The sequence below is a fragment of the Leclercia sp. GLN_9 genome, assembly GCF_043105735.1.
Taxonomy (GTDB): Bacteria; Pseudomonadota; Gammaproteobacteria; order Enterobacterales; family Enterobacteriaceae; genus Enterobacter; species Enterobacter adecarboxylatus.
On record NZ_JBICLV010000043.1, the window covers coordinates 137241 to 162858 of the forward strand.

General features: G+C 55.1%; 25 protein-coding genes. 4 read left to right on the forward strand and 21 right to left on the reverse strand.

Translation table 11 applies throughout. The features are described from left to right. Positions 1 to 30: 30 nt before the first annotated feature. From ACF8PE_RS22365 to cysG, 11 genes are all read right to left on the reverse strand, one after another. Positions 31 to 657, reverse strand: coding sequence for a protein-L-isoaspartate(D-aspartate) O-methyltransferase (locus ACF8PE_RS22365; RefSeq protein WP_032613627.1), 627 nt, complete (start codon positions 655 to 657; stop codon positions 31 to 33). Then, a complete protein-coding gene (gene surE / locus ACF8PE_RS22370; RefSeq protein WP_032613629.1) occupies positions 651 to 1412 on the reverse strand; it encodes a 5'/3'-nucleotidase SurE in 762 nt (253 codons plus the stop codon). The genes ACF8PE_RS22365 and surE overlap by 7 nt, the downstream gene beginning before the upstream one ends. Next, positions 1393 to 2442 carry a tRNA pseudouridine(13) synthase TruD gene (truD, locus tag ACF8PE_RS22375; RefSeq protein WP_204231399.1) on the reverse strand — a complete coding sequence of 350 codons (1050 nt, stop codon included), beginning with the start codon at positions 2440 to 2442 and terminating at the stop codon, positions 1393 to 1395. Before truD ends, surE begins: the two co-directional genes overlap by 20 nt. Then, complete coding sequence (gene ispF / locus ACF8PE_RS22380) at positions 2439 to 2918, reverse strand: 2-C-methyl-D-erythritol 2,4-cyclodiphosphate synthase (protein ID WP_059307294.1); 480 nt, start codon at positions 2916 to 2918, stop codon at positions 2439 to 2441. The genes truD and ispF overlap by 4 nt, the downstream gene beginning before the upstream one ends. Next, positions 2918 to 3628 carry a 2-C-methyl-D-erythritol 4-phosphate cytidylyltransferase gene (gene ispD / locus ACF8PE_RS22385; RefSeq protein ID WP_130588274.1) on the reverse strand — a complete coding sequence of 237 codons (711 nt, stop codon included), beginning with the start codon at positions 3626 to 3628 and terminating at the stop codon, positions 2918 to 2920. Before ispD ends, ispF begins: the two co-directional genes overlap by 1 nt. A 22-nt stretch (positions 3629 to 3650) precedes the next feature. Beyond that, positions 3651 to 3962, reverse strand: coding sequence for a cell division protein FtsB (ftsB, locus tag ACF8PE_RS22390; RefSeq protein WP_032613637.1), 312 nt, complete (start codon positions 3960 to 3962; stop codon positions 3651 to 3653). A 167-nt stretch (positions 3963 to 4129) separates the two neighbouring features. Continuing rightward, a complete protein-coding gene (locus ACF8PE_RS22395) occupies positions 4130 to 4453 on the reverse strand; it encodes a DUF3561 family protein (RefSeq protein ID WP_032613639.1) in 324 nt (107 codons plus the stop codon). Between the two features lie 57 nt (positions 4454 to 4510). Beyond that, a complete protein-coding gene (cysC, locus tag ACF8PE_RS22400; protein WP_032613641.1) occupies positions 4511 to 5116 on the reverse strand; it encodes an adenylyl-sulfate kinase in 606 nt (201 codons plus the stop codon). Next, positions 5116 to 6543 (reverse strand): sulfate adenylyltransferase subunit CysN, encoded by a 1428-nt coding sequence (cysN, locus tag ACF8PE_RS22405; protein ID WP_032613643.1) that lies wholly within the window; start codon positions 6541 to 6543, stop codon positions 5116 to 5118. Before cysN ends, cysC begins: the two co-directional genes overlap by 1 nt. Before the next feature lie 9 nt (positions 6544 to 6552). Continuing rightward, positions 6553 to 7461 (reverse strand): sulfate adenylyltransferase subunit CysD, encoded by a 909-nt coding sequence (gene cysD, locus ACF8PE_RS22410; protein ID WP_032613645.1) that lies wholly within the window; start codon positions 7459 to 7461, stop codon positions 6553 to 6555. A 9-nt stretch (positions 7462 to 7470) separates the two neighbouring features. Next, entirely contained in the window at positions 7471 to 8829 is a 1359-nt protein-coding gene (cysG, locus tag ACF8PE_RS22415; RefSeq protein ID WP_392495305.1) for a siroheme synthase CysG, read from the reverse strand. A 239-nt stretch (positions 8830 to 9068) separates the two neighbouring features. Between cysG and ACF8PE_RS22420 the strand changes: the two genes are divergently transcribed. Further along, positions 9069 to 10115 (forward strand): aminopeptidase, encoded by a 1047-nt coding sequence (locus tag ACF8PE_RS22420; RefSeq protein ID WP_392495306.1) that lies wholly within the window; start codon positions 9069 to 9071, stop codon positions 10113 to 10115. Positions 10116 to 10215: 100 nt separating this feature from the next. On the opposite strand, the gene ACF8PE_RS22425 is transcribed toward ACF8PE_RS22420, so the two are convergent. Both ACF8PE_RS22425 and ACF8PE_RS22430 read right to left on the reverse strand, forming a co-directional pair. Beyond that, complete coding sequence (locus ACF8PE_RS22425) at positions 10216 to 10680, reverse strand: hypothetical protein (RefSeq protein ID WP_059307290.1); 465 nt, start codon at positions 10678 to 10680, stop codon at positions 10216 to 10218. Then, positions 10658 to 11050: a polymorphic toxin type 44 domain-containing protein gene (locus ACF8PE_RS22430; RefSeq protein ID WP_130588271.1), complete on the reverse strand. Its 393-nt coding sequence runs from the start codon at positions 11048 to 11050 to the stop codon at positions 10658 to 10660. The genes ACF8PE_RS22425 and ACF8PE_RS22430 overlap by 23 nt, the downstream gene beginning before the upstream one ends. Before the next feature lie 202 nt (positions 11051 to 11252). Between ACF8PE_RS22430 and ACF8PE_RS22435 the strand changes: the two genes are divergently transcribed. Continuing rightward, positions 11253 to 11744, forward strand: a complete 492-nt coding sequence (locus ACF8PE_RS22435) for an Hcp family type VI secretion system effector (protein WP_032613656.1) — start codon at positions 11253 to 11255, stop codon at positions 11742 to 11744. A gap of 363 nt (positions 11745 to 12107) precedes the next feature. Here the strand turns inward: ACF8PE_RS22435 and cysH are convergent, their stop codons facing one another. From cysH to cysJ, 3 genes are read right to left on the reverse strand one after another with little or no spacing between them, the layout of a single operon-like run. Further along, complete coding sequence (gene cysH / locus ACF8PE_RS22440) at positions 12108 to 12842, reverse strand: phosphoadenosine phosphosulfate reductase (protein WP_032613658.1); 735 nt, start codon at positions 12840 to 12842, stop codon at positions 12108 to 12110. A 15-nt stretch (positions 12843 to 12857) separates the two neighbouring features. Then, positions 12858 to 14570: an assimilatory sulfite reductase (NADPH) hemoprotein subunit gene (gene cysI, locus ACF8PE_RS22445; RefSeq protein WP_032613661.1), complete on the reverse strand. Its 1713-nt coding sequence runs from the start codon at positions 14568 to 14570 to the stop codon at positions 12858 to 12860. Then, complete coding sequence (gene cysJ / locus ACF8PE_RS22450; protein WP_032613663.1) at positions 14570 to 16375, reverse strand: NADPH-dependent assimilatory sulfite reductase flavoprotein subunit; 1806 nt, start codon at positions 16373 to 16375, stop codon at positions 14570 to 14572. The genes cysI and cysJ overlap by 1 nt, the downstream gene beginning before the upstream one ends. Before the next feature lie 304 nt (positions 16376 to 16679). Here cysJ and queD point away from each other — a divergent pair, with 304 nt between their 5' ends. Beyond that, positions 16680 to 17045, forward strand: coding sequence for a 6-carboxytetrahydropterin synthase QueD (gene queD / locus ACF8PE_RS22455; RefSeq protein WP_164530011.1), 366 nt, complete (start codon positions 16680 to 16682; stop codon positions 17043 to 17045). A 29-nt stretch (positions 17046 to 17074) separates the two neighbouring features. Here queD and queE read toward each other — a convergent pair whose 3' ends face one another. Further along, entirely contained in the window at positions 17075 to 17746 is a 672-nt protein-coding gene (gene queE / locus ACF8PE_RS22460; RefSeq protein WP_032613676.1) for a 7-carboxy-7-deazaguanine synthase QueE, read from the reverse strand. A gap of 253 nt (positions 17747 to 17999) precedes the next feature. Between queE and ACF8PE_RS22465 the strand changes: the two genes are divergently transcribed. After that, positions 18000 to 19214 (forward strand): glycosyltransferase, encoded by a 1215-nt coding sequence (locus tag ACF8PE_RS22465; protein ID WP_392495307.1) that lies wholly within the window; start codon positions 18000 to 18002, stop codon positions 19212 to 19214. 52 nt (positions 19215 to 19266) lie between these two features. On the opposite strand, the gene eno is transcribed toward ACF8PE_RS22465, so the two are convergent. The 4 genes from eno to relA form a co-directional block, all read right to left on the reverse strand. Next, positions 19267 to 20562, reverse strand: a complete 1296-nt coding sequence (eno, locus tag ACF8PE_RS22470; RefSeq protein ID WP_032613680.1) for a phosphopyruvate hydratase — start codon at positions 20560 to 20562, stop codon at positions 19267 to 19269. Positions 20563 to 20644: 82 nt separating this feature from the next. After that, positions 20645 to 22282 carry a glutamine hydrolyzing CTP synthase gene (gene pyrG / locus ACF8PE_RS22475; RefSeq protein ID WP_032613682.1) on the reverse strand — a complete coding sequence of 546 codons (1638 nt, stop codon included), beginning with the start codon at positions 22280 to 22282 and terminating at the stop codon, positions 20645 to 20647. Positions 22283 to 22506: 224 nt separating this feature from the next. After that, positions 22507 to 23298, reverse strand: coding sequence for a nucleoside triphosphate pyrophosphohydrolase (gene mazG, locus ACF8PE_RS22480; protein WP_077227391.1), 792 nt, complete (start codon positions 23296 to 23298; stop codon positions 22507 to 22509). A 69-nt stretch (positions 23299 to 23367) separates the two neighbouring features. Continuing rightward, entirely contained in the window at positions 23368 to 25605 is a 2238-nt protein-coding gene (relA, locus tag ACF8PE_RS22485; protein WP_032613687.1) for a GTP diphosphokinase, read from the reverse strand. Positions 25606 to 25618: the final 13 nt, after the last annotated feature.

A 25618-nucleotide genomic window follows, 5' to 3' on the forward strand; every position in this document is an offset into this window, starting at 1 on the left:
GGCCTGAATAACCCTGGAAAAATCCGAGTCTCAGGCGAGCTCTCCTTTTACCAGAGGCACAAAACGTACGGCTTCTACGGTATCGATGATGAACTCGTCGCCCCGTCGACGAACACGCTTTAACAGCTGATGTTCATCGCCCACCGGTAAAACGAGGATTCCGCCGTCATCCAGTTGCGCCATAAGCGCAGCCGGGATTTCCGGCGGTGCTGCCGTCACGATAATGGCATCAAAGGGGCCGCGCGCCTTCCAGCCCTGCCATCCATCCCCGTGACGGGTAGAAACATTATGTAAATCAAGCTGCTTCAGACGACGACGCGCTTGCCACTGCAAGCCTTTAATACGCTCCACTGAGCAGACATGATGCACCAGATGCGCCAGAATGGCGGTCTGGTAACCTGACCCGGTGCCGATCTCCAGCACCCGTGAGTCCGGGGTCAGCTCCAGCAGTTCGGTCATTCGCGCCACCATATAGGGCTGCGAAATGGTTTGTCCCTGGCCTATCGGCAAGGCGACATTTTCCCAGGCTTTGTGCTCAAACGCCTCATCGACGAACTTTTCACGCGGCACCAGCGAGATGGCATTAAGTACATGCTCATCCGCAATACCCTGAGTGCGTAATTGATCCAGAAGGGTTTGTACACGTTTACTTACCATTGTGAGCTAACTCCGGCGCGATCCAGCCAGCCTGACACCACATCCTGCGCGTTATGCGCGGTCAAATCCACATGCAGAGGCGTGACGGAAACGTACCCTTCGTCCACCGCGGCGAAGTCGGTATCCGGTCCCGCATCGTGTTTTTCACCCGGAGGGCCAATCCAGTACAGGGTATTACCCCGTGGATCTTCCTGGGGAATCACTTTATCTGCCGGATGGCGGCTACCGCAACGCGTTACGCGAATGCCTTTAATTTGGTCCAGCGGCAGGTCCGGGACGTTGATATTGAGGATCCGCCCGGTGCGCAGCGGCTCGCGGCTCAGCGCGCGCAAAATGGAGCAGGTCACCGCGGCAGCGGTGTCGTAATGCTGATGCCCGTTGAGCGATACCGCCAGCGCAGGGAAACCGAGGTGGCGTCCCTCCATAGCGGCTGCCACGGTGCCGGAATAGATCACATCATCGCCCAGATTGGGGCCGGCATTAATGCCGGAGACTACTACGTCCGGGCGCGGTCGCATCAGCGCATTGACGCCGAGAAAGACACAGTCCGTCGGAGTGCCCATCTGTACGGCGATATCGCCGTTATCGAAAGTAAAGGTGCGAAGAGAGGACTCAAGGGTTAACGAGTTAGAAGCACCGCTGCGGTTACGATCGGGCGCCACGACCTGCACCTCAGCAAACTCTCGTAGCGCCTTGGCCAGCGTCTGAATGCCTGGCGCATGGATGCCGTCATCGTTACTCAGCAATATTCGCATAGTCACCCGAAGTGTTGATAAGTTCCCTGACAACACTGGTGGCAAAGCTACCTGCCGGCAGCCAGAAACGTAACTCGACGGTCACGTCATCCCACCAGTTCCAGCTCAACTGTTGCGGATAGAGCAGCATCGCCCGGCGTGCCGCTTCGACTTTTTCCCGCACCAGCAGAGAGCATAATTCTGTTTCATCGGCGATGGCCGCCTGCTCAGCCTGCAGCGCCTCGCCCTGCGGCCCCCATTCGCCGGTACCCGGCAGGGCCGCGGTGATCAGCAGGGTTTTCGCATTGACGCGCGCCTGCAAATCAGCCATTTCTTCGTCAGTGGCGACGAACCAGCTGCCGCGTCCCGCTAATTGTAGCGCATCGCCAACAACAACTTGATTCGCGTCTGTTTTTTTCAGACGCTCGCTCACGATTTGATTAAACAACGCACTGCGGGCTGCCGACAACCAAAAACTGCGTTTATTGCGGTCACGCACCGGGGCATTGCTTTGCGCCCAGCGCAGCGCGCCCTGCAAGTTACTGCCGCCAATACCAAAACGCTGGGCACCAAAATAGTTCGGCACGCCCTGCTCGCTGATGGCTTGCAGGCGTTTTTCGACGTCGTCGCGGTTGCTCACTTCACGCAGCACCAGCGTAAAAGCATTGCCCTTTAACGCGCCGAGGCGCAATTTGCGCTTGTGACGGGCGTATTCAAGTACTTTACAACCCTCAAGCTGGAACTGGCTTAAATCCGGCATCTCATTACCCGGCACGCGGGCGCAGAGCCACTGCTCGGTTACAGCTTGTTTATCTTTCTGCCCGGCGAAGCTCACCTCACGGGCATGAATTTTCAGGAACTTAGCCAGCGCCTCGGCCACAAAACGGGTGTTACAGCCGTTTTTCAGGATCCGCACCAGAATGTGCTCGCCCTCGCCATCCGGCTCAAAGCCCAGATCTTCGATCACCACGAAATCTTCTGGATTGGCCTTTAGCAGGCCCGTGCCCTGTGGTTTACCGTGCAGGTACGTCAGGTTATCGAAGTCCGTCATTTGGCCGCCTTCACCAGCAGCGCCACGGCTTCACAGGCGATACCTTCGCCACGCCCGACAAAGCCGAGCTTTTCCGTCGTGGTGGCTTTGACGTTGACGTCGTCCATGTGGCAACCGAGATCTTCGGCAATAAACACCCGCATCTGCGGGATATGCGGCAGCATTTTGGGTGCCTGGGCAATAATGGTCACATCCACGTTTCCGAGGGTATAGCCTTTGGCCTGAATACGACGCCAGGCTTCACGCAGCAATTCGCGGCTGTCGGCCCCTTTGAAGGCCGGATCGGTGTCCGGGAACAGTTTGCCGATATCGCCCAGCGCCGCGGCACCGAGCAGCGCGTCGGTTAACGCGTGCAGAGCAACATCGCCATCAGAATGCGCGAGCAGTCCTTTTTCATAAGGGATGCGTACGCCGCCAATGATAATTGGGCCTTCACCGCCAAAGGCGTGTACGTCAAAACCATGTCCAATTCGCATTATGCCTTCTCCTGATGGGTCGAACGGGTAAGATAAAATTCTGCCAGCTGTAAATCTTCGGGGCGCGTCACTTTTATATTATCTGCGCGCCCTTCAATGAGTTCCGGGTGGAAGCCGCAGTACTCCAGCGCCGAGGCTTCGTCGGTAATGGTTGCGCCCTCGTTAAGCGCACGGGTTAAGCAGGCCTGCAACAATTCGCGGGGGAAAAATTGTGGTGTAAGCGCATGCCAGAGATCAACGCGCTCCACGGTGTGGGCGATGGCCGGAAGCCCCGGCTCGCCGCGCTTCATGGTATCGCGTACCGGCGTGGCGAGAATGCCGCCGACGCGGCTGGTGTCGCTGATAGCCAGCAGCCGTGCCAGGTCGTCCTGATGCAGGCACGGACGCGCCGCGTCATGCACCAGCACCCACTGCGCTTCACCGGCGGCCTGAAGACCCGCCAGCACCGAATCGGCGCGCTCTGCGCCACCATCCACAACGGTAACCTGCGGATGGCTGGCAAGCGGCAGCGCGGCAAAGCGGGCGTCGCCCGGGCTGATGGCGATAACGACCCGCGTCACGCGTGGGTTCGCCAGCAGCGCCGCCACGGTGTGCTCAAGGATGGTTTTATCACCAATTGAAAGGTACTGCTTGGGACATTCTGTCTGCATGCGCCGGCCAAACCCGGCGGCTGGCACAACGGCGCATACGTTCGAAAAAGTGACTGCCATGGCGTAATAATCCTGGGCCTGATTATCGGGTGTTTTGTACTGAGCCCTGGTTGCGTTTAGACGCATCCGGCACCAGACGATAGAAGGTTTCGCCCGGCTTAGTCATGCTGAGTTCGTTGCGCGCGCGCTCTTCAATGGCTTCTTGTCCGCCATTGAGATCGTCAATTTCCGCAAACAGCTGATCGTTTCGCGCTTTAAGTTTGCTGTTTGTTGCCTGCTGCGCCGTCACGTCATCGCTGACACGACTGTAATCGTGTAGACCGTTCTTACCGAACCACAGTGAATACTGAAGCCAGACCAACAAAGCCAGCAACAGCAACGTAAGTTTACCCATCCTGCCCCCTGAAAAACGGCATCATCATCCCATAACTTTCCCCACGACTCTACATCGGGGCTACAGAGATGCCGCACCATTGCGGGCAAATGTACCACATTTTTTTTGCAGATTCGCGCAAGCCAACACCGTGTCACAGTTAGTGACGGTTTGAATTATGGCTGAACTTATCCCATGAGCCACAAAAATAACAGTCCGACCATCGCCACCACCGTCATCACGGTAGTAAATGAACTGTAGAGCAGCTTGCCGTTGAGCAGAGAGTGCAGCGCAATTCCGACCACTACAGCAACGGGCATCAGCGCCAGGAAGAAAGGCCAGGTATAGAGGAAAAAGAAAAGCGTATTACTGCCGTAAAACAGGAACGGGATGCCCAGTGCCATCAGCCATGACGCGAAGCCGACAATCGCCCCTGGGAAAGACCAGGTCGTCTCGTCATTTGTCGATACCCTGTCCGACCCGGTGATAATGTAGTTTTCACTGTTTCGCATAGCTGATCCTGTGACCATGACATACCAATGGGGGGATCACCCCCCATCGATACTATCTCAGGATCTGATAATATCGCCCTGTCTGAGCAGGTCTAATAATTGGCTCACTAAATTTGTTACCAATTGTTGGCCTTCCAGATGAATTTCGGGCGCATCAGGGGTTTCATAAACTGCGTCAATACCGGTGAAATTTTTCAATTCACCCGCTCGGGCTTTTTTATACAGCCCTTTCGGATCGCGCTGCTCGCAGATCGCCAGCGGGGTATCAACAAAGACTTCGATAAAGCGGTTCTGGCCGACGCGCTCGCGCACGAACTGCCGCTCGGCACGGTGCGGCGAAATAAACGCCGTTAACACCACCAGCCCGGCATCGGCCATCAGGCTGGCCACTTCGCCCACCCGACGGATGTTCTCTTTACGATCCGCATCGCTAAAGCCCAAATCGCTGCACAGTCCGTGACGCACATTGTCGCCATCCAACAGATAGGTGCTGACCCCTAACTTATGCAGCGCCTCTTCCAGTGCGCCTGCGACGGTGGATTTACCGGAGCCAGAAAGCCCGGTAAACCACAGCACAACCCCACGGTGACCGTGGAGTTGTTCGCGATCGGCTACGGTGACCGGATGAGGATGCCAGACGACGTTCTCATCATGCTGCGCCATTACTTCCCTCCCAGCAGATCGCGTGCGCCCCAGTGCGGGAAGTGTTTGCGCACCAGCGCGTTCAGCTCCAGTTCAAAGGCGCTGAATTCTGACGGCACCACGCTAGCCTGTTCGTGCGGCTCGCGCACCATGCCAGCGCCCACGGTGACGTTGGTCAGGCGATCGATAATGATTAAGCCCCCGGTCACCGGGTTGTGCTGATACTGATCCAGCACCAGCGGTTCGTCGAAAGTGAAATCCACCAGACCAATGCCGTTCAGCGGGAGCGCATCCACGCTATGCTGCGCCAGATTGTTGATATCCACCTGATACTGAATGCCGTCCACACGGGCGCGGGTCTTCTTACCGGCGATTTTGATATCGTAGCTCTGGCCCGGGGTGAGGGGCTGTTCCGCCATCCACACCACATCAATAGCGGCGCTTTGCACCGCAGGCAACGTCTCCTGTGCATCCACCAGCAGGTCGCCGCGGCTGATATCGATTTCGTCTTTCAGCACCAGAGTGACGGCTTCGCCTGCCCCGGCCTCCTGCAGATCGCCATCAAAAGTCACGATGCGGGTAATCGCTGACTCTACGCCTGACGGCAACACTTTTACACGCTGACCCACCTGGACGCTGCCGGAGGCAAGGGTGCCGGAGAAGCCGCGGAAATCGAGGTTCGGACGGTTAACGTACTGCACCGGGAAACGCATCGGCTGCGTCTCAACGCTGCGCTGGATCTCAACCGTCTCTAACACTTCCAGCAGCGTCGGGCCGCTGTACCACGGCATGCTGGCGCTCTGGGAGGCCACGTTATCCCCTTCCAGCGCCGAGAGCGGCACGAAGCGAATGTCGAGGTTGCCCGGCAGCTGTTCGGCAAAGGTGAGATAGCTTTCGCGGATCTCGTTAAACGTCTCTTCGCTGAAGTTAACCAGGTCCATCTTGTTGACTGCCACCACCAGGTGTTTGATCCCCAGCAAGGTGGAGATAAAGCTGTGACGACGAGTTTGATCCAGCACCCCTTTACGGGCATCCATTAGCAGGATCGCCAGATCGCAGGTTGAGGCACCGGTCGCCATATTACGGGTGTACTGCTCGTGCCCCGGGGTGTCGGCGATGATAAATTTGCGCTTCTCGGTGGAGAAATAGCGATAAGCCACGTCGATGGTGATGCCCTGCTCGCGCTCTGCTTGCAGGCCATCCACCAGCAGGGCCAGATCGAGCTTCTCGCCCTGGGTACCGTGACGTTTGCTGTCGTTATGCAGGGATGAGAGCTGATCTTCATAGATCTGACGGGTATCGTGCAGCAGTCGGCCAATGAGCGTGCTTTTGCCGTCATCAACGCTGCCGCAGGTCAGAAAACGCAGCAGGCTTTTATGCTGTTGTGCGTGCAGGTAGGCTTCTACGCCGCCCTCATCCGCAATCTGTTGAGCAATAGTGGTATTCATGGCGGCTCCTTAGAAATAACCCTGACGTTTCTTCAGCTCCATCGAGCCTGCCTGGTCGCGGTCAATCACGCGCCCTTGTCGCTCGCTGGTGGTCGACACCAGCATCTCTTCAATGATCTCTGGCAGCGTTTGCGCGCTGGATTCCACCGCGCCGGTCAGCGGCCAGCAGCCGAGGGTACGGAAACGCACCATCTGCTTTTTGATCACTTCGCCAGGCTGCAGATCGATACGATCGTCATCCACCATCATCAGCATACCGTCGCGCTCCAACACCGGACGTTCCGCCGCCAGGTACAGAGGCACAATCTCGATATTTTCCAGATAGATGTACTGCCAGATATCCAGCTCGGTCCAGTTAGAGAGCGGGAAGACGCGGATGCTTTCGCCTTTGTTAATCTGGCCATTGTAGTTGTGCCACAGCTCCGGGCGCTGGTTCTTCGGATCCCAGCGATGGAAGCGGTCGCGGAAGGAGTAGATACGCTCCTTGGCACGGGATTTCTCTTCATCACGGCGGGCACCACCAAAGGCGGCATCAAAGCCGTATTTGTTCAGCGCCTGCTTCAGCCCTTCGGTCTTCATGATGTCGGTGTGTTTCCCGCTGCCGTGCACGAACGGGTTAATGCCCATCGCCACCCCTTCCGGGTTTTTATGTACCAGCAGTTCACAGCCGTAGGCTTTGGCGGTGCGGTCACGGAACTCATACATCTCGCGGAATTTCCAGCCCGTATCCACGTGCAGCAGCGGGAATGGCAGCGTGCCCGGGTAGAAGGCTTTACGCGCCAGGTGGAGCATCACGCTGGAGTCTTTCCCGATGGAGTACATCATTACCGGATTAGCGAACTCGGCGGCCACTTCGCGGATAATATGAATACTTTCCGCTTCGAGTTGCCGCAGGTGAGTCAGTCGTTTTTGGTCCATAACCGTTCCTTAAGCCAAAGTCACTACAGAAGAACCAAAGCCTTCTGTGTCGGTAGTGTGTTGAAACCAGGCGAGCGTGCTGTGCAGCTGCACCACCTCTCCCACCACAATCAGGGCGGGCATCGGGGCGTCTTTCGCCAGGGTTGCAAGGTGTTGTAATGTGCCGGTCACCACGTGCTGATCGACGCGCGTGCCGCGAGATATCACCGCCACAGGCGTATTTGCATCACGCCCGTGGCGAATAAGTTGTTCACTGATTTCCGCTGCCTTCATGGTGCCCATGTAGATCGCCAGCGTCTGACGGCTTTGCGCCAGATGCGTCCAGTCGAACGGTGTACTGTCGGCCTTGTAGTGGCCGGTGACAAAGGTGACGCTCTGGGCATAATCCCGGTGCGTCAGCGGAATACCGGCATAGGCCGTCACTGCGGAGGCCGCCGTGATGCCTGGTACGACCTGGAACGGCACGCCCGCTTCGGCTGCCGCCTGTAGCTCTTCGCCGCCGCGGCCAAAGATAAACGGATCGCCCCCTTTGAGACGCACCACGGTCTTACCTGCTTTCGCCGCGTCAATCAACATCTGATTAGTTTCATGCTGCGGCACAGCGTGCTGGCCCGCACGTTTGCCAACGCAGATCTGCTCGGCGTCACGACGAATCAGCTCACGTATGCCATCTGTCACCAGATGGTCATAGAACACCACATCCGCATCCTGGAGTCCCTGCAGGCCACGCAGCGTCAGTAATCCGGCATCCCCTGGCCCCGCCCCGACGAGAATAATCTCGCCACAGGTGCTGCCCGGGTTATCCAGTTCGTCTTCAAGGATTTTTTGTGCCGCCGTCTCATTACCCGCCTGCATCAGGCTGGCAAAGCGGCCGCGAAACACGCGCTCCCAGAAGCGACGGCGTTCCGCCACGCTGGTCAGGCGGGTTTTCAGATGGTTACGCCAGAAGCCGGCTTTTTCTGCCATCCGGCCCAGGCTGGTTGGCAGCAGTGCTTCAATTTTTTCCCGCAATACGCGCGCCAGCACAGGGGCTGTGCCGCCGGAGGAGATTGCCACCAGCAGCGGCGAGCGATCGACAATCGACGGGAAGATAAAGGAGCACAGCGGCTGATCGTCCACCACATTCACCAGACGGTGGCGGGCGTGGGCGGCATCAGAGATGCGCTGGTTGAGCGCCCGGTTTTCGGTTGCGGCAATCACCAGCACCACATTGTCGATTTGCGCTTCATCAAAGTCCGCTTCAGCAACGACCTGCACGCGCGCGCCTGCCCGGTGTAAAAAGGCAATTTTGCGCTCGGCGATTTCGCCCGTGCCGATCACCAGTACCGGACGGTCTTTTACGGCAGCAAATAAAGGAAGGTAATCCACAATGCTACAACTCGCTAACAACCTGGAATAGTGGGACTATAGGGGGCTGCTCAGAACGAATGAAATTACGAATTGGAATGAGTAGTTACTCAATGGAATAACGCTCTGGAAAAGCAAATATCAAAAAGTGCTTAACACGCGTAATTACGGGCATTTAAGAGCAATTCAAATTGTGTAAGCGCGATCACAGTTTCATACTAAGCGCGTTAAAATTTTGCTCGATTTTTTAAGGACTCACTATGTTTTCCGCAATGCGCCACCGTATCGCTGCTTTGGCGCTCGGCGTTTGCTTGATCGGAACTGTTCAGGCTAAAACGCCCCCTCTGGGTGAGATCGCCGCGATGCAGGCGCGTCATATTGCCACCTTTTTCCCGGGCCGTATGACCGGCACCCCCGCCGAAATGCTCTCCGCTGACTATGTGCGCCAGCAGTTCGCTGAAATGGGTTACCAGAGCGATATCCGCACCTTCCAGAGCCGCTATATCTATACCTCACGTAACCAGAGCAAAAACTGGCACAACGTGACTGGCAGCACCGTGATTGCTGCCCATGAAGGTAAAGCCGAACAACAAATTATTATCCTGGCGCATCTGGATACGTATGCGCCGATGAGCGACAGCGATGCCGATAACAATCTCGGCGGCCTGACATTACAGGGCATCGATGATAATGCTGCGGGTGTCGGGGTGATGCTGGAGCTGGCCGATAAGCTGAAAGATATTCAAACGCAGTACAGCATCCGCTTTATCGCCACCAGCGGCGAAGAAGAGGGACGCCTCGGCGCCGAGAACGTACTCAACCGCATGAGCCAGGCCGAGAAGAAAAATACCCTGCTGGTGATTAACCTCGATAACTTAATCGTGGGCGATAAACTCTATTTTAACAGCGGAAAAACCACCCCTGCCCCGGTGCGTAAATTAACCCGTGATCGCGCGCTGGCTATTGCGCGCGCCCACGGGATTTTTGCCGCGACCAACCCGGGAGGTAACGCCGCGTACCCGAAAGGCACCGGATGCTGTAATGACGGTGAGATTTTCGATAAAGCCGGGATCCCGGTGCTGTATGTTGAGGCCACCAATTGGTCATTGGGTAAGAAAGACGGTTATCAGCAGCGGGCAAAATCAAAAGCCTTCCCACAGGGATCGAGCTGGCATAACGTCAGGCTGGATAATCTGCAGCATATCGACGAGGCCCTCCCGCAGCGGATTGAACACCGCAGCCGGGACGTGGTGCGCATTATGCTGCCACTGGTGAAGGAACTGGCGAAAGCGGGGAAAAAAGCCTGATAAAGTGCATCACCCAAGCGGTGCCTGGGCATTTTTCTGTTTATTTTTATACGGAGTAAGATTATTCGTGGGTTATCCCCGCTAAGGCGGGGAAGACGATTTATCGGCTGAACTTACCCCTGTCCCACCCTTCTCCGCGAGCGGTGAGGTCTATAGATGGCGAAACGGCGATCCCTTCTGCATCATAAAAAAATGCAGTCGACATGAAGTCATATACAGTACCGTAAACAGTAAACGAGACGTTATTGCCGATACCGTCCACTTTTGCGCGCGAGGTGTTCGCAGTTAGCGTAGGGGCGATATGCTGTTTTTCAAGCGCCACCAGCGGATCGCCCTCCAACTTGCTCGCTAAAAAATAGCGATACACCTCACCGGTAGTCATGTTTGAGTCTTTATATTGTGTGATGTAGAGCCAGGTGCGGGGTGTAAGCTGGCGCACTTCGTAGAGCTGATCCCGCACTGTTATGCGCTGGACATGCTGGAAATAACAATAAATAGCGATCACCAGGGCCATTAGAATTGTGGCGATCCAGTGCAAGACCTTAAAGGTGGTGCTGTTTAACATAGTCTATGCCTTGCTTAATCCAAAACTGATCGTGTGGGTCATCCCCAAACGGTGGCCCCTGCAAGAAATTCCCCCATGCTGGCTCAGATGTTTTTGCAACCCCCTGGGCCGCGCCAGCGGCTGTATGTAAAATTTCGGCAGGGATACCCGCTGCATAGCCAACCGCCCCGTAATGGAAATTACCGTAGTTTTCCCACACCTTATTTTTCTGTTTGTAATCCCACGGCCCACGGTTTCTTACGCGCTGATAAAACCAGATATAGGTTAATGGCGTGGCCATGTTTTGAACTTCGCGTCGGGCGCGAGCCTGTTTGATATGATCTTTCAGTATTTCCAGTCCACGGGGCGGGTAAATCGGTATACAAGCCATATTGATATTCCCTTTGTGAAAAGGGAAAAATTAAACGCCTGGAAGGCGCGGCGCACTGTCCGAGATCAACTCTACTTATTATTCTTTTTATACTATAAATCAATTTGTTATAGCTAATGATAGCCGTCACAAATCACACAATTTGTATCACGCCCTTTCGCTTTTTATCAGTTAATGAGCGTTTCACAAAAAGGAGTTTAAAATGCCCATTCCTGCTTATTTATGGCTCAAAGACGACGGCGGCGCGCACATTAAGGGATCTGTTGATGTAAAGAATCGAGAGGGGAGCATTGAGGTGCTTTCTTTTAGTCACGGTCTCTTAGTACCAACCGACAACAACACCGGCAAAATAACAGGCACGCGCGTACATGCGCCGCTCGTCATTGAAAAAGAGTTTGATAGCTCCAGCCCGTATCTCTACAAGGCGGTAAGCACCGGTCAGACCCTTAAAAGCGCAGAGATCAAATGGTACAAGATCAACGACGCGGGCCAGGAAGTGGAGTATTTCAACATGCTTCTTGAAAATGTCCGTATCGTGAGCATCACCCCTGTAATGCAAAACTGCAAAGAGCCAGCGCATGCGATACATAATCATAATGAGGGTATTCAATTGCGCTATGAAAAAATAACCTGGCGTTATTGTGATGGTAACATTCAGCACTCAGACGCATGGAACGAGCGTGTAACAGCATAAAAAAAGGGGCGGTTAATCCGCCCTTAAATCTTTTTTTGCGCCAGCTGACACGCACCCTTTGTTTGCCAGTACGCCGCCTCTCCTCGATGGAAACAAAAGCCCGATCGCCTGGCACTGGCTCTCAGCTTTATGCGGGCTGGTGCGGAGAAGACAATAATTCATGAGCCACCAGACAGCAGCCATAGAAAATTAACATCATTTAATTAAATAAATCTGCCTGATAATAACCGAAGTGAGAATTAATGCTTAACGTTAATTACATTGAGTAACTTTAGATTTAAACAGACTTAGAAAAGTTATTTTCTATTAACTCGCAATAAAAAGCCCTTGCCTGGCAGCAAGGGCTAGAGAGAAACACGTCAATTACCCTTCGTGCAATCCACACTCGCGCTTGAGGCCAAAGAAGCGGGTCTCTTCTTCCGCCATGCCCGGCTCCCATTTGCGGGTGGTGTGGGTATCACCAACCGACAGATAGCCCTGATCCCACAGGGGATGGTATTTCAGGCCATGCTGTTGCAGGTACTGATAAACGGTCCGGTTGTCCCAGTCGATAATCGGCAGCACTTTGAACACGCCGCGCTGGATCGCCAGCACCGGCAAACTCGCACGGCTTCCTGACTGATCGCGGCGCAACCCGGCGAACCAGGTTTTTGCGTTAAGATCAGAGAGCGCCCGGTTCATCGGCTCGACCTTGTTGATCGCATTGTATTTCTCAATGCCTTCCACGCCCTGCTCCCACAGCTTGCCATAGCGTGCTTCCTGCCAGGCAGCGCTCTGTTCGGCGCGGTAGACTTTGAGGTTCAGCTTGAGCTTGTCCGTCAGCTCATCAATAAACTGATAGGTTTCCGGGAACAGGTAGCCGGTGTCGGTGAGGATCACCGGAATGTCCGGACGGATCTTATTCACCAGATGCAAACTGACCGCCGCCTGGATACCAAAGCTCGAGGAGAGCACATATTCACCAGGCAGGTTTTCCAGCGCCCAGGCGACACGCCCTTCCGCGTCCAGCTTTTCCAGCTGAGCATTGGTTTCGGCCAGCGCCAGAATGCGCTCGACTTTTGGCTGCTCGTTAAGGGCGTTTAGATCGAGTACGGACATAATTACCTCTCGTAGTTACTCCCAGAAATCCCTTGCGGGATCGAGCACCGGGCGAATGATGCCCGCACGCACCGTAAAGTCACCGAAGCCTTCACCCGCTTCGCGCTCTTTCGCCCAGCGCCCGACCAACTCGTCGATCGAAACCAGAATCTCTGATTCCGTTATGTTCTCGCGATACATACGTGGAATGCGCGTCCCGCTGCGATTCCCGCCCAGATGCAGGTTGTAACGCCCAGGGGCTTTGCCCACCAGACCCAGCTCCGCCAGCATCGCGCGGCCACAGCCGTTCGGGCAGCCGGTGACGCGCATAACAATATGCTCGTCAGGAATGCCGTGTTTTTCCAGCACCGCTTCCACTTTGTCGGTGAACGACGGCAGGAAGCGCTCGGCTTCGGCCATCGCCAGCGGACAGGTCGGGAAAGAGACACAGGCCATCGAGTTTTCACGCTGCGGTTTTACCGCATCCATCAGGGCATGATCCCGCGCCAGCTTCTCGATCTTCGCTTTCTGGCTTTCCGGCACGCCGGCAATGATCAGGTTCTGGTTGGCGGTGATACGAAACTCGCCCTGGTGGATCTTCGCAATTTCCAGCAGGCCAGTTTTCAGCGGGCGACCCGGATAATCCAGGATACGACCGTTTTCAATAAACAGCGTCAGGTGCCATTTATCGTCGATACCTTTTACCCAGCCAATACGATCGCCGCGACCGGTGAATTCGTACGGGCGGATCGGCTCAAACTTGATGCCTGCGCGACGCTCCACTTCCGCTTTAAAGGTCTCAACGCCCACGCGCTCCAGCGTGTATTTGGTTTTCGCGTTTTTACGATCGGTACGGTTGCCCCAGTCGCGCTGGGTGGTCACTACCGCTTCGGCCACCGCCAGGGTGTGTTCCAGCGGCAGATAACCAAACTCGCTCGCGGTACGGGCGTAGGTGTTCTTGTTACCGTGTTCGATAGAGAGACCGCCGCCAACCAGCAGGTTAAAGCCCACCAGCTTGCCGTTCTCGGCAATCGCCACGAAGTTCATGTCGTTGGCATGCAGATCGATATCGTTCTGCGGCGGGATCACCACTGTGGTTTTGAACTTACGCGGCAGGTAGGTCTGGCCGAGGATTGGCTCTTCGTCAGTTGTCGCGACCTTTTCCTGATCCAGCCAGATCTCAGCATAGGCGCGGGTACGCGGCAGCAGGTGCTCGGAGATCTTCTTCGCCCACTCGTAAGCTTCGGCGTGCAGTTCGGACTCATACGGGTTCGACGTACAGAGCACGTTACGGTTCATATCGTTGGCGGTCGCTAAGGCGTCCAGCCCAACGGAGTGCAGCATCTGGTGTACCGGCTTCACGTTCTTCTTCAGAATGCCGTGGAACTGGAAGGTCTGACGGTTGGTCAGACGGATGCTGCCGTAAATAGTGTTGTCATGGGCGAACTTGTCGATCGCCTGCCACTGTTTGGTGGTGATGATGCCACCCGGCAGACGGCAGCGCAGCAGCATCGCATGACGCGGCTCCAGCTTCTGTTCAGCGCGTTCGGCGCGAATATCGCGATCGTCCTGCTGGTACATGCCGTGAAAACGGATCAGCAGGAAGTTGTCGCCTTTGAAACCGCCGGTCAGACCGTCATTTAAATCTTCGGCAATGGTGCCGCGCAGATAGTTGCTTTCAACCTTCATGCGCTCGGCATCAGACAGTTTGCCTTCGACCACCAGAGGGCCAGGATGTTTTTCGCTCATTAGTAGACATCTCGCTGATAACGGCGCTCGACGCGCAGCTCACTTAAAAATTCATCCGCCGATTCAGTATCCATACCACCGAATTCAGCAATCACTTCCAGCAACGCCTGCTCAACGTCTTTCGCCATACGATTGGCGTCGCCGCAGACATAAATGTGGGCACCGTCATTGATCCAGCGCCACAGCTCTGCGCCCTGTTCGCGCAGTTTGTCTTGTACGTATATTTTTTGTTTTTGATCGCGGGACCAGGCCAGATCGATACGGCTCAGCACGCCTTCTTTCACGTAGCGCTGCCACTCCACCTGGTAGAGGAAATCTTCGGTGAAGTGCGGGTTGCCAAAGAACAGCCAGTTTTTGCCTGGCGCTTCGTCGGCGGCGCGCTGCTGCATAAAGGCGCGGAACGGCGCAATGCCGGTGCCCGGGCCAATCATAATCACCGGGGTTTCCGGGTTTGCAGGCAGACGGAAGTTGTCGTTGTGCTCGATAAAGACCCGTACTTCGCCCTCTTCTTCTACACGATCCGCCAGGAAGCTGGATGCGCCACCGGCACGGGCACGACCTTCGATATCGTAACGCACCACGCCCACGGTGACGTGGACTTCGCTTTCTACCTCGGCCTGGGCAGAGGCGATGGAGTACAGACGCGGCGTCAGCGGGCGCAGCAGGCCGATCAATGCATTCGCGTCCAACTGTGCTGGCGCAAAACGCACCATATCCACGATTGGCGTGGTCGCGGCGTACTGTTGCAGTTTGGCTTTATCACCCACCAGCGGTAGCAGGGATTCGCTGCGGGTCAGGGTGGCGTAGTTTTCCACGATATTCGCGGTATTCACGGTCAGCTCAAAATGCCACTGCAGCGCTTCAGAGAGCGGCAGAGTTTTGCCGTCTACTGATACCGGCTCGTCACCTTTCAGCCACAGCAGCTCCACCAGCTCTTTCACCAGCGCCGGATCGTTCTGATACCAGACGCCAAGGGCATCGCCCGGCTGGTAACGCAGACCGGAGTCACCCAGATCGATTTCGATATGGCGCACGTCTTTTTCCGAGTCGCGACCGGTGATTTTCTGGTTGACCGAGAGGCTCGCCGTCAGCGGGGCTTCTTTGGTATATGGGCTGGTGTGAATATCGTTTACCGCGCCAGTGGCGGTGATGGCGGCCTGCGCAGGGGTCTCTTTCGGCACACGGGCTTTCAGCACATCGACAATGCGCGCACGCCATTCGGCAGCCGCGGCCTGGTATTCAACGTCGGTATCAACGCGATCCAGCAGGCGCTCGCCACCCAGTTCGGCCAGCTTGCTGTCAAAATCTTTGCCCGACTGACAGAAGAATTCGTAGGAAGAGTCGCCCAGGCCAAAGACCGCAAAGGCAGTTCCCGACAGTTTTGGGGCTTTTTTCGAGAACAAGAATTTATGCAGCGCAACCGCTTCTTCAGGCGGCTCACCTTCGCCCTGGGTTGAGGTCACAACGACAACCAGTTTTTCTGACGCGATTTGCTTAAATTTATAATCCCCGGCGTTCACCAGGTTCACGTTCAGTTTGGCCGCGAGCAGATCGTCCCGCAGGGCTTCCGCCACGCGACGGGCATTACCGGTTTGCGAAGCGGAAATAAGCGTAATGGCCGGGATCTCAACGGCCGCAGCCGGAGCACTCACCACAGCACCCGGCTGTTGATTGAGCATTCCCCAGAAATAACCGGAAACCCAGGCAAGCTGGGTTGGCGAAAAATCAGTGGTGGCTGCCTGCAGGCGTGCCAGTTGCTCCGGGTTCAGGGGAAGCAAATTTGAAGGTGGGGCCTGTGTTGTCATGCGTCGTTATGTTCCAGTAGCAAAGCTGAATTTTTATCTGAAAGACAGAACAGAGTGTAAGGTTAACGGCACGGATCATAACAATTAAAGACAGGATGGAAATAATAAATAACCAAATGGACTAACCTGTTTTTGCTATCGTTCTTAACGATAAAAACGATTAATTAACCGTATGAAAATAAAAGATAAAAATGGGTTTGATAACCACGAAAAGCCAGCCGGGGGTGAATGGCCGTTTTAGGTAATGATAAAAAAGGTGCTTTCCGGTATTATGCGGCGGTTTTTTACGCATTTTTGAGAGTTCATGATGTCCACCACACTGTTTAAAGATTTCATCTTCGAAGCCGCCCACCATCTCCCTCACGTCCCGGAAGGCCATAAATGTGGTCGCCTGCACGGGCACTCCTTTATGGTGCGCCTGGAGATCACGGGTGAAGTCGATCCCCATACCGGTTGGATCATGGATTTTGCTGAGTTGAAAGCCGCGTTTAAACCGACCTACGACCGCCTCGATCACTACTATCTGAATGATATTCCGGGGCTTGAGAATCCAACCAGCGAAGTGCTGGCGAAGTGGATCTGGGATGAGATTAAGCCACTGGTGCCCCTGCTGAGCGCAGTGATGATCAAAGAGACTTGTACGGCTGGCTGCGTTTATCGCGGCGAGTAAAAAAAAGCCCGGTTTAACCGGGCTTTTTTTTAAGCAATATTCAGGTATTTATGCGTCTGCATCGACAGACGCCAGTTACGGGCAATACAGGTCTCAATGCACAGACGGGTGGCATCTTCTTTCTGGCTGATGGGTTGCAGCGCAATCACCCGCTGTTTGTCATCCGTCAGCGTTACCAGCAGTTCATCCAGCGCTTCGATATCACGCACACGGCCTACCGGGTGTTTAATCTCATCGGCACGCTCCAGCGCCTGAGAGAGCACGTCGTAACCGCCGCGCATATTCACTTTTGGCGATACCGTCACCCAGGTGGTGTGGGAACAGCGTACTTCGTGCGTACCGCTGGTCTCAATCTGGCAGCTAAAGCCGTTGCTCTCCAGCAGGGTGGTTAGCGGCATGAGATCGTGAATGCAGGGTTCCCCGCCGGTGATCACCACGTGGCGCGCCGTCCAGCCCTGACGACCAATAATCGCCAGCAGATCGTCCGGGTTTGCTGCGCCCCATTTATCGCTCTCTTTCGTTTTGGCCAGAATGCTGAACAGTGACACTTCCCGATCCGCCAGCGTTTCCCAGGTATGTTTGGTATCACACCAGGCACAACCCACCGGGCATCCCTGCAGACGAATGAAGATAGCGGGAACGCCGGTGAAGTAACCCTCGCCTTGCAGGGTCTGGAACATTTCATTAATCGGGTACTGCATAGTTATCTCTGGTCAGATTTATGGGTGGGCATTATTGCAGATCGCACATAATCAGGCAAAACAACCCCGGCCACGATTTTATTCCTGTCAGTTTAAGGATAGCCAGGCTAACAGCCTTAAGGTAGAAGCCGTTGTCAGAAGGGAATGTTAAAAACATTAAAATTTACGCTACGCTTTTAAGATATCGCCCATCCGGCACGCGTCGACGTTAACCCCCTTGACTGAGTAGCCATCAGAATACTGGACAAGCAGAATGAGCCATTTTGCGGTAATAACGCTACCGTTATACAGCCATATGCACGCTATGGAAGCACTGGCAAAACACCTTATCGTGCGTGGCCATCGGGTCACTTTTTTTCAGCAGGAAGAGGCCCGCACCTTGCTCACGGAACCGCAGGCGCACTTTATCGCTGTGGGTGACCCGACGCCGTTTGCGATGCAAGAGCCGGGGTTTTTTCACCTGATATCAGGTATGGCAAGCGTTACCGATATGCTGTGCCGTGAACTGCCCCTCGCCTTCCGACAGCACAATATTGACGCCGTGATTGTCGATCAGATGGAGCCGGCAGGAGGGCTGGTTGCACAAGCGCTCAACCTGCCCTTTATCTCTGTCTGCTGCGCCCTGCCGGTAAACCGGGATAACACCATCCCCCTGCCAGTAATGCCTTTTCGCTATGACACCAGCGAGCGCTACCAGAAATTATACGCCTCCAGCGCGGATGTTTATGACTGGCTGATGTCGAGACAAGGCCGGGTAATTGCCCGCCATGCCCGGGCGTTTGGTCTGCCTCCTCGCAGCAGACCAGATCAATGCCTGTCGCCGTTGGCGCAAATCAGCCAGACCATTCCAGGCTTTGATTTCCCACGCACCTTGCCCGCCTGCTTCCATGCGGTAGGCCCGCTACGCTACGAGCCGCCAACGATTTCATCCGGCAAAAAGAAGCCGTTTGTTTTTGCGTCATTAGGCACGATCCAGGGCTACCGCTATGGACTGTTCCGCAAGATTGCCCGCGCCTGTCGACAGGCTGGTGTGCCCTTGCTTATTGCCCACTGCGACGGACTAAATGCAAGTCAAACCGCCCGGCTGGCGCGTGCGGGAACGCAAATTGTAGGATTTGCCGATCAGCTGGCGGTATTACGTGATGCCAGCGCCGTCATCACCCACGCAGGACTGAATACGGTTATGGATGCCATCGCCACCGCCACGCCTATCCTCGCCGTGCCGCTGGCATTTGATCAGCCAGGCGTCGCAGCCCGAGTGGTCTTCAGTGGCATTGGCCTTAAGGCCTGCCGTTTTTCGCCGAGCCGCACGCTCAGCCAGCATCTTCTCGACCTGCTGGAAAATAAGCAGTACACGCAGCGCATCACCGCCCTCCAGACTCAGCTGATAAACGCCGGAGGGGCAGCACGGGCTGCAGAAATTATTGAACAGGCGGTATGCACACGTCGTAGCGTACCGACGGTGTGATGATAAAAAAAAACCCGCCGAAGCGGGTTTTTCTAAAGATTAAGGTTCAGGATTACTGACCTTTGATCTCTTTACGGCCGTTGTATGGTGCTTTTTCGCCCAGCGCTTCTTCGATACGAATCAGCTGGTTGTATTTAGCAACACGGTCAGAACGGCTCATAGAACCGGTTTTGATCTGGCCAGCAGCGGTACCAACAGCCAGGTCAGCGATGGTAGCGTCTTCAGTTTCGCCTGAACGGTGAGAGATAACGGCAGTGTAGCCAGCGTCTTTCGCCATTTTGATCGCAGCCAGAGTTTCGGTCAGAGAACCGATCTGGTTGAATTTGATCAGGATGGAGTTAACGATGCCTTTCTCGATACCTTCTTTCAGGATCTTGGTGTTGGTTACGAACAGATCGTCACCAACCAGCTGGATTTTGTCGCCCAGTACTTTGGTCTGGTAGGCGAAACCATCCCAGTCAGATTCGTCCAGACCATCTTCGATAGAGACGATTGGGTACTGTTTGGTCAGGTCTTCCAGGAAGTGAGTGAATTCTTCGGAGGTGAACGCTTTGTTGCCTTCGCCAGCCAGAACGTATTTACCGTCTTTGTAGAATTCAGAAGCTGCGCAGTCCATCGCCAGGGTGATGTCGGTGCCCAGTTCGTAGCCTGCTGCTTTAACCGCTTCAGCGATTACAGCCAGTGCTTCGGCGTTGGAACCCAGGTTAGGTGCATAACCACCTTCGTCACCTACTGCAGTGTTCATACCTTTAGCTTTCAGAACTTTAGCCAGGTTGTGGAACACTTCAGAACCCATACGTACCGCTTCTTTCAGGGTTTTCGCGCCAACTGGCTGAATCATGAATTCCTGAATATCAACGTTGTTGTCTGCGTGCTCACCGCCGTTGATGATGTTCATCATCGGAACTGGCATAGAGTATTTGCCTGGAGTGCCGTTCAGTTCAGCGATGTGTTCGAACAGTGGCTGACCTTTAGAAGCAGCTGCTGCTTTGGCGTTCGCCAGGGAAACAGCCAGGATTGCGTTCGCACCGAAGTTAGATTTGTTTTCAGTACCGTCCAGATCGATCATGATTTTATCGATGCCAGCCTGGTCTTTGGCGTCTTTGCCAAGGATTGCCTGTGCAATTGGACCGTTAACCGCGCCAACAGCTTTGGTTACGCCTTTGCCCAGGAAACGGGATTTGTCGCCATCGCGCAGTTCCAGCGCTTCGCGGGAACCAGTAGAAGCACCTGACGGCGCAGCTGCCATACCGACGAAACCACCTTCCAGGTGTACTTCGGCTTCAACAGTCGGGTTACCACGGGAGTCGATGATTTCACGACCGATGACTTTAACGATTTTGGACATTAGATTTTCCTCAGTACAAGTTAAACTAAAACTCCAGACAAACAACGCGTACCTTTGGTACGCGTTGCCGTTCTAACTTTTCTTACTTCGCCTGACGCTTCTGGAACTCATTAGCGGCTTTCACAAAGCCAGCAAACAGCGGATGTCCATCACGCGGCGTAGAAGTAAATTCCGGGTGGAACTGACATGCGACGAACCATGGGTGGTTCGGCACTTCGATGATCTCGACCAACTGATCATCCCCGGAGCGGCCCGCAATACGCAGACCCGCAGCTTCAATTTGTTTCAACAGCAGGTTGTTGACTTCATAACGGTGACGGTGGCGCTCAGTAATTGTCGGCGCACCGTACATCTGACGTACCAGGCTATCGTCGGAAAGCTGACAGGCCTGAGAACCCAGACGCATCGTGCCACCCAGATCGCTCTTCTCGGTACGGACTTCAACGTTACCTTCTTCGTCGCGCCATTCGGTGATAAGCGCCACAACAGGGTACTTACAGTCTGGCACAAATTCCGTAGAGTTCGCGTTTTCCATCCCCACCACGTTGCGAGCAAATTCAATCAGCGCAACCTGCATACCCAGGCAAATGCCGAGGTAAGGAATATTGTTTTCACGCGCATAGCGTGCGGTAGCGATCTTGCCTTCAACGCCACGGTAGCCGAAGCCGCCAGGGATCAGAATAGCATCCAGATCTTTCAGAATTTCGACACCGCGGGTTTCAACATCCTGCGAATCAATCAGCTTGATGTTGACGGTTACGCGGTTCTTCAGGCCACCGTGTTTCAGCGCTTCGATAACTGACTTATAGGCGTCCGGCAGTTCAATGTACTTGCCGACCATACCGATAGTCACTTCGCCTGCCGGGTTCGCTTCTTCATAAATAACCTGTTCCCATTCTGACAGGTTAGCTTCCGGACAGTTCAAGCTGAATCGTTTACAAATATAATCGTCCAGACCCTGTGATTTCAACAGGCCCGGGATTTTATAAATGGAATCGACATCTTTCATTGAAATAACGGCTTTTTCTGGCACGTTACAGAACAATGCAATTTTCGCACGTTCGTTGGCCGGTACCGCACGATCGGAGCGGCAAACCAGGATATCAGGCTGAATACCGATGGAAAGCAGCTCTTTAACGGAGTGCTGAGTCGGTTTGGTTTTCACTTCACCTGCGGCAGCCATATATGGCACCAGGGTCAGGTGCATGAACAGCGCGTGTTCACGACCGATATCCACCGCCAGCTGACGAATGGCTTCAAGGAACGGCAGGGATTCGATATCACCGACAGTACCGCCGATCTCAACCAGCACCACGTCGTGACCTTCGCCTCCGGCAATGATGCGCTCTTTGATGGCGTTGGTGATGTGCGGGATAACCTGTACGGTGGCGCCCAGATAGTCGCCACGGCGCTCTTTGCGCAGAACGTCGGAGTAGATACGGCCAGTCGTGAAGTTGTTACGACGGGTCATTTTGGTGCGAATGAAGCGCTCGTAGTGACCCAGGTCCAGATCGGTTTCGGCGCCGTCTTCAGTAACGAACACTTCCCCGTGCTGGATCGGGCTCATGGTACCTGGATCGACGTTGATGTACGGATCCAGCTTCATCATGGTCACATTGAGGCCACGGGCTTCAAGAATGGCTGCGAGGGAGGCTGCGGCAATGCCTTTACCCAGAGAGGATACAACCCCGCCGGTCACAAAAATATAGTTCGTTGTCATGCTGAACCTGAGAAGTTAGGGTGAAACGATGGAATAACCAGGACGGGAAAGTAGTATACCCGAACACGGCGAGCGCCACAAACTTTCATTCTCCGTCTCCTGTCTCAGGCTTTGACTCATATTGGGAGTGAGAAAATAGCCCCTTTTGGGTAAATGTTTTTGACGCAAATCAAGCGCTTGTCATTTAAAAAATCACACAAATTGCGCTTGATCGCAAAAACCCGTTAGAGATCAGATTCCTGGCGTTTTACTTCCTGCCACACTTCTTCCATCGCCTCGAGGTCCACACCGGTCATTTCCAGGCCACGGGCGGCGATAATGCGTTCCACTTCCCGGAAGCGACGTTCGAATTTGAGGTTAGCTTTTTGCAGCGCCACCTCGGCTTTGACCCCTAAATGACGTGAAAGATTGACGGTGGCAAACAGCAGATCGCCCATCTCCTCTTCCAGCTTATCCTGATCCACGACCGCCTGTTGCGCTTCGTGCATCACCTCGTCGATCTCTTCATGGACTTTGTCGAGCACCGGGCCTAAAGAAGTCCAGTCAAACCCGACCGTCGAGCAGCGTTTCTGGATCTTATGGGCACGCATAAGCGCAGGCAGGCTTAGTGGGATATCGTCCAGCGCCGAATGCTGAGATTTTTCAGCGCGTTCGGCGCTTTTGATCTGCTCCCAGCGGGCCAGCACTTCGGTGCTGTTTTCAGCGCTGGCATCGCCAAAGATGTGCGGGTGGCGTCGTTCCAGCTTATCGCTGATGGCGGCACAGATATCGTTGAAATCAAAGCGCCCTTCTTCCTGGGCCATTTGCGCGTAAAACACCACCTGGAACAGCAAGTCACCCAGTTCGCCGCGCAGATCGTCAAAATCTTCCCGGGAGATGGCGTCCAGCACTTCGTAGGTCTCTTCCAGGGTGTAGGGGGCGATAGTGGCGAAAGTCTGCTCTTTGTCCCACGGACAGCCGGTTTCCGGGTCGCGCAGGCGTTGCATAATGCCGAGCAGGCGGTCAATTTGATTCATAATTCGGTCCTGATAAAAAAAATGCCGGGTGGCGGCTGCGCCTTACCCGGCCTACAAAAGAAGATGTGACTATCCGCCGTGCAGACGACGGGCGTCGATGACATCGGGTACCTGGTTCAGCTTGCCGAGCACCCGGCCCAGCACCTGCAGGTTATAGATTTCGATAGTCATATCGATGGTGGCGAGCTGCTGACGGGTGTCGCTGCGGCTGGCAACACCCAGCACGTTGACCTTTTCGTTCGCCAGAATGGTGGTGATATCCCGCAGCAAGCCGCTGCGATCGTTGGCAGAAACCCGCACCACCAGCGAATAGCCCGCGGAGTAACTCTCGCCCCACACCGCATCGACGATACGTTCCGGCGCGTGGGACTGTAAATCATCCAGCTGATCGCAGTCCGCGCGGTGGATAGAAATCCCGCGCCCTTGGGTGATAAAGCCGACGATCTCGTCACCCGGAATTGGCTGGCAGCAGCGGGCAATGTGGTGCATCAGGTTACCGACGCCTTCCACCACCACCCGACCGTTGTCTTTTTCTTTGCTGCGGTGCTGCGGAGTGTAGCTCTTCTGCTGAAGCTGCTTCAGCGCCGCCGCATCCTGCTCAGCCGCGCTCGGTTTGTTGAACTGCGCCTGCAGGAAATTCACCATCTGGTTAAGACGAATATCCCCGCCGCCGATGGCGGCCAACAGCTCATCCAGCTCGTTGAAGTTGTAGCGCGGCAGCAGCTGCTTTTCTGCCTCTTTCAGGTGGATGCCCAGATGTTCCAGCTCGTCGTCGAGGATCTGACGGCCAGCCAGAATGTTTTTGTCACGATCCTGTTTGCGGAACCAGGCGTGAATTTTAGAGCGCCCGCGGCTGGTGGTGACGTAGCCCAGGTTCGGGTTAAGCCAGTCGCGGCTTGGGTTTGGCTGCTTCTGGGTGATGATTTCAATCTGGTCACCCATCTGCAACTGGTAGGTAAAGGGCACAATACGACCGCCGATTTTAGCGCCGATGCAGCGATGCCCCACGTCACTGTGGATGTGGTACGCGAAGTCGAGCGGCGTTGAGCCTGCCGGCAGGTCAACCACATCGCCCTTCGGCGTAAAGACATAGACCCGGTCATCAAAGACCTGGCTGCGTACTTCATCAAGCATCTCGCCCGAGTCGGCCATCTCTTCCTGCCACGCAATCAGCTTACGCAGCCAGGCGATGCGATCTTCGTGGCCGGAACGCGCCCCGCCTGAGGTACCCTCTTTGTACTTCCAGTGGGCGGCAACCCCAAGCTCGGACTCTTCGTGCATCTGTTTGGTGCGGATCTGGATTTCGACCGGTTTACCGCCCGGCCCCAGAACCACGGTATGGATCGACTGATAGCCGTTAGGCTTCGGATTGGCGACGTAATCGTCAAACTCATCCGGCATGTGACGGTAATGGGTGTGAACAATCCCCAGTGCGGCGTAGCAGTCCTGCAAACGCTCGGCAACGATACGCACGGCGCGCACATCGAACAGCTCATCAAAGGCGAGATGCTTTTTCTGCATTTTGCGCCAGATGCTGTAGATATGCTTCGGACGGCCATAAACTTCGGCCTTCACGCCCTCTTCTTTCATTGACTTACGTAAGCCGCCGACAAACTCCTCGATGTAGTGTTCCCGGTCGATACGGCGTTCGTGCAGCAGTTTAGCAATGCGTTTGTATTCTGCCGGGTGCAGGTAGCGGAAGCAGTAATCTTCCAGCTCCCATTTCAGCTGCCCGATACCCAGACGGTTTGCCAGAGGGGCATAGATATTGGTGCACTCTTTCGCCGCCAGCACGCGCTCGTCTTCCGGCGCGTCCTTCACTTCCCGCAGATGGGCAACACGTTCGGCAAGCTTTATGACCACGCAGCGGAAGTCATCCACCATGGCCAGCAGCATACGGCGAACGTTATCGACCTGTTCGGACGAGACGGAATCCGTGTGGGTAGCTTTAAGCTGGCGGATGGCCGCCATGTCGCGCACGCCGTGGATCAGCGACACGATCGAGTTACCGACGCTTTCGCGCAGCACCTCTTCGGAAACCACTTCGGCGTCGGCCAGCGGGAACAGCATGGCGGCAAGCAGAGTGTCGATATCCATGCTCAGCATGGAGAGGATTTCCACCATCTCCACGCCGCGCCACAGCAGCAGCTCGGCATCAGGATGCCCCGTGGTGGTGCGCAGACAATAAGCCCAGGTTTCGGTTAAGCGTTCACACGACTGCTGGCTGGCAATCCCCAGACTTGCGATCCATTTTTGTGGGTCAAACTCACCAGCTTTATTGAGATGTGCACTTCTTACCGCAACCATTGTCCTCTCCTTT

Bases quoted from the DNA above. Each gene is read 5' to 3' on its own strand.
- cysC (WP_032613641.1), bottom strand. From the start codon at position 5,116: ATGGCGCAGCATGATGAGAACGTCGTCTGGCATCCTCATCCGGTCACC.
- cysN (WP_032613643.1), bottom strand. From the start codon at position 6,543: ATGAATACCACTATTGCTCAACAGATTGCGGATGAGGGCGGCGTAGAA.
- cysD (WP_032613645.1), bottom strand. From the start codon at position 7,461: ATGGACCAAAAACGACTGACTCACCTGCGGCAACTCGAAGCGGAAAGT.
- ACF8PE_RS22365 (WP_032613627.1), bottom strand. From the start codon at position 657: ATGGTAAGTAAACGTGTACAAACCCTTCTGGATCAATTACGCACTCAG.
- ispF (WP_059307294.1), bottom strand. From the start codon at position 2,918: ATGCGAATTGGACATGGTTTTGACGTACACGCCTTTGGCGGTGAAGGC.
- cysI (WP_032613661.1), bottom strand. From the start codon at position 14,570: ATGAGCGAAAAACATCCTGGCCCTCTGGTGGTCGAAGGCAAACTGTCT.
- queD (WP_164530011.1), top strand. From the start codon at position 16,680: ATGATGTCCACCACACTGTTTAAAGATTTCATCTTCGAAGCCGCCCAC.
- queE (WP_032613676.1), bottom strand. From the start codon at position 17,746: ATGCAGTACCCGATTAATGAAATGTTCCAGACCCTGCAAGGCGAGGGT.
- cysJ (WP_032613663.1), bottom strand. From the start codon at position 16,375: ATGACAACACAGGCCCCACCTTCAAATTTGCTTCCCCTGAACCCGGAG.
- pyrG (WP_032613682.1), bottom strand. From the start codon at position 22,282: ATGACAACGAACTATATTTTTGTGACCGGCGGGGTTGTATCCTCTCTG.
- relA (WP_032613687.1), bottom strand. From the start codon at position 25,605: ATGGTTGCGGTAAGAAGTGCACATCTCAATAAAGCTGGTGAGTTTGAC.
- ACF8PE_RS22465 (WP_392495307.1), top strand. From the start codon at position 18,000: ATGAGCCATTTTGCGGTAATAACGCTACCGTTATACAGCCATATGCAC.
- eno (WP_032613680.1), bottom strand. From the start codon at position 20,562: ATGTCCAAAATCGTTAAAGTCATCGGTCGTGAAATCATCGACTCCCGT.
- ftsB (WP_032613637.1), bottom strand. From the start codon at position 3,962: ATGGGTAAACTTACGTTGCTGTTGCTGGCTTTGTTGGTCTGGCTTCAG.
- ACF8PE_RS22425 (WP_059307290.1), bottom strand. From the start codon at position 10,680: ATGTTAAACAGCACCACCTTTAAGGTCTTGCACTGGATCGCCACAATT.
- ACF8PE_RS22430 (WP_130588271.1), bottom strand. From the start codon at position 11,050: ATGGCTTGTATACCGATTTACCCGCCCCGTGGACTGGAAATACTGAAA.
- ACF8PE_RS22420 (WP_392495306.1), top strand. From the start codon at position 9,069: ATGTTTTCCGCAATGCGCCACCGTATCGCTGCTTTGGCGCTCGGCGTT.
- ispD (WP_130588274.1), bottom strand. From the start codon at position 3,628: ATGGCAGTCACTTTTTCGAACGTATGCGCCGTTGTGCCAGCCGCCGGG.
- mazG (WP_077227391.1), bottom strand. From the start codon at position 23,298: ATGAATCAAATTGACCGCCTGCTCGGCATTATGCAACGCCTGCGCGAC.
- ACF8PE_RS22395 (WP_032613639.1), bottom strand. From the start codon at position 4,453: ATGCGAAACAGTGAAAACTACATTATCACCGGGTCGGACAGGGTATCG.
- cysH (WP_032613658.1), bottom strand. From the start codon at position 12,842: ATGTCCGTACTCGATCTAAACGCCCTTAACGAGCAGCCAAAAGTCGAG.
- ACF8PE_RS22435 (WP_032613656.1), top strand. From the start codon at position 11,253: ATGCCCATTCCTGCTTATTTATGGCTCAAAGACGACGGCGGCGCGCAC.
- surE (WP_032613629.1), bottom strand. From the start codon at position 1,412: ATGCGAATATTGCTGAGTAACGATGACGGCATCCATGCGCCAGGCATT.
- truD (WP_204231399.1), bottom strand. From the start codon at position 2,442: ATGACGGACTTCGATAACCTGACGTACCTGCACGGTAAACCACAGGGC.